This is a genomic window from Enterobacter sp. BIDMC93, from assembly GCF_001037805.1.
Taxonomy (GTDB): Bacteria; Pseudomonadota; Gammaproteobacteria; order Enterobacterales; family Enterobacteriaceae; genus Enterobacter; species Enterobacter hormaechei_C.
The window spans coordinates 4043163-4053627 of sequence record NZ_KQ089962.1; the positions used below are offsets into that span (position 1 = coordinate 4043163).

Here is a 10465-nt window from a genome sequence, read left to right on the forward strand (position 1 = left end):
TTAATCCTGTAAGCGGGCGATCTCTTCGCCAAACTCTTTAATGTCTTCGAAGCTGCGGTAAACGGAGGCAAAGCGGATATAGGCGACTTTATCGAGCTTCTTCAGCTGTTCCATCACCAGATTGCCGATCATTTTGCTCGGCACTTCGCGCTCGCCTAACCCCCGCAGATAAGATTTAATATGGTTTAACGCCATTTCGACGTCATCGGAGCTGACGGGCCGTTTTTCCAGCGCCTTGAGCATCCCGCTACGCAGTTTCTCTTCATTGAACGGTTCGCGCACATCGTTACTTTTTACCACGCGCGGCATTACCAGCTCTGCCACCTCAAAGGTGGTAAAACGCTCGTTGCACACCAGACACTGCCGACGACGACGCACGGAAGACCCTTCGCCTACAAGACGCGAGTCGATGACTTTGGTATCCACAGCGGAGCAAAATGGGCAATGCATACGATGTCCCTGTTATCTGGTTAACTGATTTCTATTTTACCCTGAACTGGCCCGACAACAAAGGAAGAGCTTTTTGAGACAAAGGATCTATGCCTGACGGCACTATCCTGTCTACCATTGCAGCAATCTGTGATTTCAAGGAATTAAACGCAATGACAAGACGTTACCTGAAAATAGTGCTGGTGGGGAGCCTGTTCACGCTCAGCGCCTGCGCACAGCAAAGCGAAGTCCGCGAGATGAAACAAAGCGTGAATACGCTTAACGTGGCGATGGACAAACTTAACAAAGAAACCGTGAAGATCACCCAGCAGAACGCGCTCAATGCCAAATCCAGCAATGGCGTTTATTTATTGCCAGGTGCAAACACGCCCGCGCGTCTGAACAGCCAGATTGGCATGCTAAAGATGTCTGTGGTGAATGTTGCAGCGAATGCCGATGGTACTCGCGCAACATTACGCATTCAGGGTGAGTCCAACGATCCGCTTCCCGCGTTCAGCGGCACCGTAGAGTGGGGCCAGATTCAGGGCACCACGGAGAGCTATCAGGAAGTGAACGTGAAGAATCAGCTCTTCACCGCCCCCGCCAGCACGCTGGCGCCGAGCGATGTTGATATCCCGCTCCAGCTGAGCGGACTGACCCCAGAACAGCTGGGCTTTATCCGTATTCACGACATTCAACCCGCCGCGCAATAACCCGCCCTTCTAGCGGAGTGAAATGTCACTCCGCTAACATTTACATTTCGTATGGATTGGCAACATAAATGATTGCCGCTACAATCCCGCCCGTCTAAAGTACGCAAACGTGAACGCAATCGATTACGTATGTGAGAGATATGTGAAACAACACATATTTTTGTGAGCAAGGATTCCTATAATAGGCTCCGCAGAAATACGAAATATTTAGAAACGCAATTCGCGCATTTTTCACTCCCGGAAGGGAATTTCAATCAGTGGCATGATTATGAAAAAAACATTACTCGCAGCCGGTGCAGTTCTGGCACTCTCCACCTCTTTCACTGTTAACGCAGCGGAAAACGACAAACCACAATACCTCTCCGACTGGTGGCATCAGAGCGTTAACGTTGTAGGCAGCTACCATACCCGTTTCGGACCGCAGATCCGTAACGATACCTACCTCGAGTACGAAGCATTCGCTAAAAAAGACTGGTTTGATTTCTATGGCTACATGGACGCACCGGTATTCTTCGGCGGTAATACCGACGCGAAAGGTATCTGGAACCACGGTTCCCCACTGTTCATGGAGATCGAACCCCGCTTCTCTATTGATAAACTGACCGGTACCAGTCTGGCGTTTGGTCCGTTCAAAGAGTGGTATTTCGCAAACAACTACATCTACGACATGGGTCGCAACAAGTCCGGTCGCCAGAGCACCTGGTACATGGGTCTGGGTACAGACATTGAGACTGGCCTGCCGATGAGCCTGTCCATGAACGTCTACGCAAAATACCAGTGGCAGAACTACGGCGCCGCGAACGAGAACGAGTGGGACGGCTACCGTTTCAAAGTGAAATACTTCGTGCCAATTACCCAACTGTGGGGCGGCAACCTGAGCTATATCGGCTTCACCAACTTTGACTGGGGTTCAGACCTGGGCGATAACGATTTCCGCGACCTGAACGGCAGAAAAGCGCGCACTAACGACTCCATCGCGTCCAGCCACATCCTGGCGCTGAACTACGATCACTGGCACTACTCTGTTGTTGCGCGTTACTGGCACAACGGTGGCCAGTGGAACGACGACGCCAGCCTGAACTTTGGCAACGGCGACTTCAGCGTTCGCTCTACCGGTTGGGGTGGTTACCTGGTCGTGGGTTACAACTTCTAATCAGTGCGGATTCCGCCCGGTGGTGCTACGCTTACCGGGCCTACGATCCGAATGTAGGCCGGGTAAGGCGTAGCCGCCCCCCGGCTTTTTACTGCCTCACCTTGCGCAAAAAATCTGCCAATGACCTGTCCGCACTCTCGCTAAACCGCCTCTCCGTCTGCACAATATTGAGGCATCGGTCGAGCCGGAAACAGCGGTAGTCATCGCGTCGCTCGCACCACGCAGCCAACAGCCAGTGCTCCCCCCAGAAGAACAGCCCAAGCGGCTGCACCTCACGCCAGGTTAACTGCCCGGCCTCATCACGATAATGCAGCGCCAGCACGCGCTGCGCAGATATCGCCTGATGAATCACATCAAATCCGCTGCGGGAATGGGGCTGAAGCGCAATATCCGGCGCATATATACGCGTCTGCTCCGCCTTGCGGCGGCTCTCTTCTGGCAGGATCGCCAGCACTTTTTCCTGGGCCGACTCCAGCTCGCGCGACAGCGATTCCCCGCCCCAGGTTTTGAGCAGGCGAATCGCCACCATCAGCGCCTCGGACTCTTTGTTGGTCAGCATCAGCGGGGGTAAATCAAAACCCGACATCAGCCGATATCCGCTTCCCGCCTCGCCTTCCACCGGCACGCCGGAAAGCGACAGGTCGCGGATATCGCGGTACACCGTGCGCTCGGACACGCCAAGCCTTTCCGCCAGATGCGCTGCCGTTGTCAGACGCCTGCCCCGAAGGATCTGCACAATCTGGAACAAACGGTCAGCGCGTCGGGTCATCGGTTTACTCTCATACCGGTTGATGGAGGCCGACGCGATTACCTTCGCTGTCGGTAAACAGGGCTATAGTGCCAATGCCTTGCGGCAGTTCCAGCGGGCCAAACACGCACTCACCGCCCGCAGAAGCAATACGATCGAGCGTGGCCGCCAGATTGTCAGTATGCAGGTAAATAATAGCGCCCTGCGAAGACGGTGTAACGCCGTCAAATTTCGCCAGCGCGCCGCCGGTGGCCGGATCCTCGTGCGGGAAAATCGCCAGATCAGCCACGTCCATCTTCTCGCGCCGCAGCGCGACCTGCATCACCGACTCATAAAATTTGATGGCGCGATCCATATCGGCGACCGGAATTTCAAACCAGTTAATAACACTTTTCATACGTCCTCCTGCCTGTTGTTAGGGTTCAGAAGGAGTCTACGACAGGGCTCCTGACAGCATACTGTCAGGAGTGTTTGTGAGATGCAGACAAAAAAAATCCCGGCCAACAGGCCGGGATTTCGATACTACATAAGACTCTTACGGCAGAATGGACGGCTGATCCGCCCCTTCTTTCTCGACTTTCTGCTGGATCAGATGCTCGCGCTTCATGCCCAGCTTCAGCGCCAGTGCGGACGCGACGTAGATAGACGAGGCCGTACCGATAGACACACCGATCAGCATGGTCAGCGAGAAGCCTTCCAGCACCGGGCCACCGAACAGGAACAGCATCAGGATCACCATCAGGGTGGTGCCGGAGGTGATCAACGTACGGTGCAACGTCTGGGTCAACGACACGTTAAAGATTTCGTACGGCGTGCCGCGACGGATCTTACGGAAGTTTTCACGAATACGGTCAGATACCACGATACTGTCGTTCAGTGAGTAACCGATAACGGACATCAGGGATGCCACAATCGTCAGGTCAATCTCAATGTGGAACAGAGACAGTATGCCCATAGTGATCACCACGTCGTGCGCCAGGGCGATAACCACGCCTGCCGCCAGTCGCCACTCAAAGCGGAAACCGACGTAAATCAGGATCGAGATCAGCGCCACCAGCAGCGCCATCGCACCGGTCTGCGCCAGGTCAGCACCAACGCTCGGGCCGACAAACTCAATACGCTTAACCGTTGCATCCTGGCTGGTCGTTTCGTTAATAACCTGGACGACCTTGCTGCCCAGCTCCTGGCTGCCGTTGGCATCGTGTACCGGCGGCATACGCACCATGATGTCGCGGCTGCTGCCGAAGTTCTGTAGCAGCGGCTCTTCAAAGCCCGCTTTTTGCAGAGACTCACGCATCTGGTCCATATCGACCGGTTTTTCCAGGGTAATTTCAATCACCGTACCACCGGTGAAATCCAGACCCCAGTTAAAGCCTTTCACGCCCATAATGACGATGGACAAGATCAGCAGAAAACCTGAAATGCCGAAGGCCCAGTAGTCCCAGCGCATAAAGTCCCAGACTTTACGGCCGTGGTTCAATTGTTCAACAGTATATTCCTGTGCCACAACGCACTCCTCAGATAGACAGCTTTTTGACGCGCTTGCCGCCGTACAGCAGGTTCACGATGGCACGGGTGCCGACAATAGCGGTAAACATCGACGTTGCGACACCGATACCGGTAGTAATCGCAAAGCCTTTGATCGCGCCAGTACCCACTGCATACAGGATAAGAACCTTAATCAGTGTTGTTACGTTCGCATCGAAGATGGAGCTGAACGCCCCTTTGTAGCCTTCTTCAATCGCCTGCTGTACAGAACGACCGTTGCTCAGCTCTTCTTTGATACGTTCGTTTATCAGTACGTTGGCGTCGACCGCCACCGCAAGGGTTAGAACGATACCCGCAATCCCCGGCATGGTCAGCGTCGCCCCCGGCAGCAGGGACATGATACCGATGATCAGCACCAGGTTGGCAATCAGCGCGGAGGTCGCAATCAGGCCGAACTTCTTATAGAAGAAGATCATGAAGATGATGGACACCGCCAGACCGGCCAGACACGCTTCCAGACCCTGTTTGATGTTCTGCATACCCAGGGTTGGACCAATGGTACGTTCTTCAACAATCTGGATTGGCGCAATCAGCGCACCGGCACGCAGCAGCAGAGAGAGCTGACGCGCTTCGTTCGGGTTGCTGATACCGGTAATACGGAAGCTGTTACCCAGACGAGACTGGATGTTGGCGATGTTAATCACCTCTTCCTCTTTCACCAGCACGGCACGGCCATTGGCGTCTTTCTTACCGCTGTCTTTGTACTCCACGAACAGGGTCGCCATCGGCTTGCCGATGTTGTCCTTGGTGAAGTTAGACATGATGTTACCACCCGCGCTATCAAGCGAGATGTTAACCTGCGGCTGGTTGTATTCGTCCTGGCTGGAAGTGGAGTCGGTGATATGGTCACCGGTCAGGATCACGCGTTTGTACAGCACAACGGGCTGGCCTTCGCGGGTCTGTTTCACTTCAGAATCGCCCGGCACACGGCCTGAAGCCGCAGAAGCCTGGTCGACATTGGAGTTAACCAGACGGAACTCCAGGGTCGCCGTCGCGCCCAGAATCTCTTTCGCACGGGCGGTATCCTGGATACCCGGCAGTTCGACCACGATACGGTCAGCACCCTGACGCTGTACCAGTGGCTCAGCCACGCCCAGCTGGTTTACACGGTTACGCAGAATGTTAATGTTCTGCTGAACGGCGTATTCACGTGCTTCACTCAGACGCGCGTCGGTCATTACCGCACGCAGCTGGTTGCTGCCCTGAGAGGTGATCACCAGATCGCGGTGACGCTGAGACAGATACGTCACAGCCTGATCGCGTGCCGCGCTGTCGCGGAACGTGATGCTCAGGCCGTAGTTATCTTCTTTACGTACGGTGGTGTACGGAATGCCCTTATCGCGCAGATCGCTGCGCAGGCTGTCGATGTTCTGTTCCTGTAGCTTGCCGAGCGCGGTATCCATATCCACTTCCATCAGGAAGTGAACGCCGCCACGCAGGTCAAGACCCAGTTTCATTGGCTCTGCGTTCAGCGCAGCCAGCCAGCGTGGGGTTGCAGGAGCAAGGTTAAGCGCCACGACATATTTATCACCCAGCACGCCCATCAGCGCTTCACGTGCGCGGAGCTGCGTGTCGGTGGTGTCGAAGCGAGCAAGAATTGCGCCCTCTTCCAGTGCCACAGACTTAGCGGTAATTTTTTCTTCTTGTAACGTTTTCTGGACCTGGATCAGCGTTTGCTCACTGGCGGCGACACCGCGCGCGCCAGTGATTTGAACGGCCGGATCCTCACCATACAGGTTGGGAAGCGCGTACAGCAGGCCGACGATAATCACGACGACCAGCATGATGTACTTCCACAAAGGATAACGGTTTAACACGGCAGTTCCCTTTGGGAAAAGTTGGGATTACAGCGCCTTCATGGTGCCTTTCGGCAGAACGGCAGCTACGAAGTCACGTTTGATAACCACTTCAGTGGTGTCGTTGAGGGCGATAGCAATGTAGCCGTTTTCCGCTACTTTGGTTACGCGACCCACCAGGCCACCATTGGTCAGGACTTCATCGCCCTTCGCGATGGAGTTCATCAGGTTTTTGTGCTCTTTAGTACGCTTCTGCTGTGGACGCAGGATCATGAAGTAGAAGATCAGGCCGAACACAACCAGCATCAGAATCAGAGACATCGGGCTGCCCTGCGCTGGTGCACCCGTTGCTGCTACCGCATCAGAAATAAAAAAGCTCATTCAAATTCCCTCATTATTAAAATTAATCAACGTTCAACGGTGGAACATCCCGCCCCTGACGTTGGTAGAAATCGGTCACGAAGCTCTCTAATTTACCCTCTTCGATAGCCTTACGTAAACCAGCCATTAAGCGCTGATAATAACGAAGATTATGAATGGTATTGAGACGCGCCCCCAAAATCTCGTTGCAACGATCGAGATGATGCAGATACGCGCGAGAATAATTGCGACAGGTATAGCAATCGCACTCGGAATCGAGCGGGCTGGTGTCACTTTTATGCTTCGCGTTACGGATTTTCACCACGCCATCGGTAACGAACAGATGACCGTTACGCGCGTTTCGGGTTGGCATAACGCAGTCGAACATATCAATGCCGCGACGTACGCCTTCCACCAGATCTTCTGGTTTACCCACACCCATCAGGTATCGTGGTTTATCCGCCGGGATTTGCGGGCAGACATGCTCCAGAATGCGGTGCATATCTTCCTTCGGCTCACCCACAGCCAAACCGCCGACAGCGTAGCCATCAAAGCCTATCTCTACCAGACCTTTAACCGAGATATCGCGTAAATCTTCGTAAACGCTGCCCTGGATAATGCCGAACAGCGCATTTTTGTTTTGCAGGGCGTCAAAACGGTCGCGGCTACGCTTCGCCCAACGCAGGGACATCTCCATAGAACGCTTGGCGTAGTCCCAGTCCGCCGGGTATGGCGTACATTCGTCGAAGATCATCACGATATCGGAGCCGAGATCGTACTGAATCTCCATGGATTTTTCCGGATCGAGGAAGATTGGATCGCCGTTGATCGGGTTGCGGAAGTGTACGCCCTGCTCGGTGATCTTACGGATATCGCCCAGGCTGAAGACCTGGAAACCGCCGGAGTCGGTGAGGATCGGGCCTTTCCACTGCATGAAATCGTGCAGGTCGCCGTGGAGTTTCATGATCTCCTGGCCCGGACGCAGCCACAGGTGGAAGGTGTTGCCGAGGATAATCTGTGCGCCAGTGGCTTCAACTTCTTCCGGCGTCATTCCTTTTACGGTGCCGTACGTGCCCACAGGCATAAACGCGGGGGTTTCTACCACGCCGCGATCAAACACCAGACGACCGCGACGCGCGCGGCCATCGGTGGTATCAAGTTCAAATTTCATTTTTTCTCCGACGTCAGAAAAACAGTCCAACGTTGTAACACGGTGCCGCGGACTTATTCCCCGACACGCTCATTCAAAGCCTGCGGATTGTACGTGATAAACATCGCGTCACCGTAGCTAAAAAAGCGATATTTTTGTTCTACCGCAGACTTGTAGGCGTTCATCGTATGCTGATACCCCGCAAACGCGGAAACCAGCATAATCAACGTTGATTCAGGCAGATGGAAGTTGGTCACCAGCGCATCAATGACTTTGTACTGATAGCCCGGGTAGATAAAGATCTGCGTATCGCCAAAGAACGGCTCAATCAGCCCGCTTTTCGCGGCCTGCGCAGCGCTCTCAAGGGAACGTACCGACGTTGTACCGACGGCCACGACGCGATTGCCGCGCGCTTTCGCCGCCAGCACCGCATCCACAACCTCCTGTGGCACTTCGGCATACTCAGAGTGCATGATGTGGTCTTCGATGCTGTCCACGCGCACCGGCTGGAAGGTCCCCGCGCCGACGTGCAGCGTCACGAACGCCATCTCAATGCCCTTCGCGCGCAGTTTTTCCAGCAGCGGCTCATCAAAGTGCAGACCTGCCGTTGGGGCCGCCACCGCGCCAGGCTTCTGGCTGTAGACGGTCTGATACAGCTCGCGGTCGGCCTCTTCGTCCGGGCGCTCAATATACGGCGGCAGCGGCATGTGGCCGATAGCGTTCAGGATGTCGAGCACCGTGCGCTCGTCGTTGAATTCCACTTCAAATAGCGCGTCGTGGCGCGCGGTCATGGTCGCTTTGATGCTCTCGTCATCGCCCAGCAGCAGCTCAGCGCCCGGCTTCGGCGCTTTGGAGGCGCGAATATGTGCCAGAATACGTTTATCATCGAGCATACGTTCGACCAGCACCTCGATCTTGCCGCCGCTGGCTTTACGGCCAAACAGACGCGCCGGGATCACGCGGGTATTGTTAAAGACCAGCAGATCGCCAGGGTTGAGCTTGTCGAGCAGATCGGTGAAAGTACCGTGCGTCAGCGCGCCCGTTGGCCCGTCCAGTGACAGCAAGCGACAGCTGCTACGCTCAGGCATGGGGTAGTGAGCAATCAGGGATTCAGGTAGTTCAAAGGAGAAATCGGCGACGCGCATGACGTATACTCGTGACTTAAAAACAGGCGGCATAGTCTAGTGCTCACACCCTTTTGCTGCAACAACTAGCCGCCACCGGACAACGAAAACGCATGAATTTTCTCGCTCACCTGCATCTCGCTCATCTCGCGGACAGCTCCCTCTCCGGTAATTTGCTGGCCGATTTTGTACGCGGTAACCCCGCGGAAGCGTACTCCCCTGAGGTTGTCGACGGGATTTTTATGCACCGCCGCATCGACGTGCTGACCGATAACCTGCCGGAAGTGACGGAAGCCAAAGCCTGGTTCCGCCCCGAAACGCGACGCGTGGCGCCGATCACGCTCGACGTCATGTGGGATCATTTCCTGTCGCGCCACTGGTCCCGGCTGTCGCCTGATATGTCGCTGCCTGAGTTTGTGCGCTACGCCCACGCGCAGGTGTCGATCATTTTGCCGGACTCCCCGCCGCGCTTTGTGAATCTGAATAACTATCTCTGGTCTGAACGCTGGCTGGAGCGATACCGCGAGATGGATTTCATTCAGAACGTCCTGAACGGCATGGCGAGCCGTCGACCGCGTCTGGACGCGCTGCGCGACTCATGGCATGACCTGGATGAACATTATGATGCGCTGGAAACCCGCTTCTGGCAGTTCTACCCGCGTATGATGACGCAGGCGAAAAATAAAGAACTGTGAAGTCGGTTCGATTGATAGGTAAAAGCTGGTGGAACGATTGTTACCACCTCTTTGTCTTATTCCCGTACTGCCTCTATACTGGCCCGCGTTGCGTTCCAAATAACCTTAGTATCTACAGGAGAATCATATGGTTCTGGTAACTCGTCCGGCTCCGGATTTTACAGCTGCCGCCGTTCTGGGCAATGGTGAAATCGTTGAAAACTTCAACTTCAAACAGCACACCAACGGTAAAGCGACCGTTCTGTTCTTCTGGCCAATGGACTTCACTTTCGTTTGCCCGTCTGAGCTGATCGCGTTCGACAAACGTTACGAAGAATTCCAGAAGCGTGGCGTGGAAGTGGTTGGCGTCTCCTTCGACTCTGAATTTGTACACAACGCATGGCGTAACACCCCTGTCGAAAACGGCGGCATCGGTGCAGTGAAATACGCGATGGTTGCGGACATCAAACGCGAAATCCAGCAGGCTTACGGTATCGAACATCCGGACGCTGGCGTTGCACTGCGTGGTTCTTTCCTGATCGACGCGAACGGCATCGTTCGTCACCAGGTTGTGAACGATCTGCCGCTGGGTCGTAACATCGACGAAATGCTGCGCATGGTTGACGCGCTCCAGTTCCACGAAGAGCACGGTGAAGTGTGCCCGGCTCAGTGGGAAAAAGGTAAAGAAGGTATGGCGGCTTCCCCAGACGGCGTAGCTAAATACCTGTCTGAGAACGTATCCAGCCTGTAATCGGCACGGTTTACGAAAA

General features: G+C 54.8%; 12 protein-coding genes. 4 read left to right on the forward strand and 8 right to left on the reverse strand.

Annotation, left to right across the window (positions count from 1 at the left end; translation table 11 throughout):
- Window positions 1-450 carry a transcriptional regulator NrdR gene (nrdR, locus tag SK58_RS18960; RefSeq protein WP_003859099.1) on the reverse strand — a complete coding sequence of 150 codons (450 nt, stop codon included), beginning with the start codon at window positions 448-450 and terminating at the stop codon, window positions 1-3.
- Window positions 451-602: 152 nt separating this feature from the next.
- On the opposite strand from nrdR, the gene SK58_RS18965 reads away from it, so the two are divergent.
- Together SK58_RS18965 and SK58_RS18970 are read left to right on the forward strand one after the other, a co-directional pair.
- Complete coding sequence (locus SK58_RS18965; protein WP_026094391.1) at window positions 603-1142, forward strand: SadB/YajI family lipoprotein; 540 nt, start codon at window positions 603-605, stop codon at window positions 1140-1142.
- A 268-nt stretch (window positions 1143-1410) separates the two neighbouring features.
- Window positions 1411-2295, forward strand: a complete 885-nt coding sequence (locus SK58_RS18970) for a nucleoside-specific channel-forming protein Tsx (protein ID WP_026080602.1) — start codon at window positions 1411-1413, stop codon at window positions 2293-2295.
- Window positions 2296-2383: 88 nt separating this feature from the next.
- On the opposite strand, the gene SK58_RS18975 is transcribed toward SK58_RS18970, so the two are convergent.
- The 7 genes from SK58_RS18975 to queA form a co-directional block, all read right to left on the reverse strand.
- The gene (locus SK58_RS18975; protein ID WP_017383166.1) at window positions 2384-3064 is read right to left on the reverse strand and encodes a helix-turn-helix transcriptional regulator; all 681 of its coding nucleotides are present in this window, start codon (window positions 3062-3064) and stop codon (window positions 2384-2386) included.
- Window positions 3065-3074: 10 nt separating this feature from the next.
- A complete protein-coding gene (locus SK58_RS18980) occupies window positions 3075-3440 on the reverse strand; it encodes a VOC family protein (RefSeq protein ID WP_017383165.1) in 366 nt (121 codons plus the stop codon).
- Window positions 3441-3578: 138 nt separating this feature from the next.
- Entirely contained in the window at window positions 3579-4550 is a 972-nt protein-coding gene (gene secF / locus SK58_RS18985; RefSeq protein WP_003859105.1) for a protein translocase subunit SecF, read from the reverse strand.
- Between the two features lie 10 nt (window positions 4551-4560).
- The gene (secD, locus tag SK58_RS18990; RefSeq protein WP_048220313.1) at window positions 4561-6408 is read right to left on the reverse strand and encodes a protein translocase subunit SecD; all 1848 of its coding nucleotides are present in this window, start codon (window positions 6406-6408) and stop codon (window positions 4561-4563) included.
- Between the two features lie 27 nt (window positions 6409-6435).
- A complete protein-coding gene (gene yajC, locus SK58_RS18995; RefSeq protein WP_003859109.1) occupies window positions 6436-6768 on the reverse strand; it encodes a preprotein translocase subunit YajC in 333 nt (110 codons plus the stop codon).
- A gap of 22 nt (window positions 6769-6790) precedes the next feature.
- Window positions 6791-7918, reverse strand: a complete 1128-nt coding sequence (gene tgt, locus SK58_RS19000) for a tRNA guanosine(34) transglycosylase Tgt (protein WP_015571303.1) — start codon at window positions 7916-7918, stop codon at window positions 6791-6793.
- A gap of 53 nt (window positions 7919-7971) precedes the next feature.
- Window positions 7972-9042, reverse strand: coding sequence for a tRNA preQ1(34) S-adenosylmethionine ribosyltransferase-isomerase QueA (queA, locus tag SK58_RS19005; RefSeq protein WP_047735180.1), 1071 nt, complete (start codon window positions 9040-9042; stop codon window positions 7972-7974).
- Window positions 9043-9134: 92 nt separating this feature from the next.
- On the opposite strand from queA, the gene acpH reads away from it, so the two are divergent.
- Window positions 9135-9716, forward strand: a complete 582-nt coding sequence (gene acpH, locus SK58_RS19010; RefSeq protein ID WP_015571305.1) for an ACP phosphodiesterase — start codon at window positions 9135-9137, stop codon at window positions 9714-9716.
- A 127-nt stretch (window positions 9717-9843) separates the two neighbouring features.
- A complete protein-coding gene (locus SK58_RS19015; protein WP_003859113.1) occupies window positions 9844-10446 on the forward strand; it encodes a peroxiredoxin C in 603 nt (200 codons plus the stop codon).
- Window positions 10447-10465: the final 19 nt, after the last annotated feature.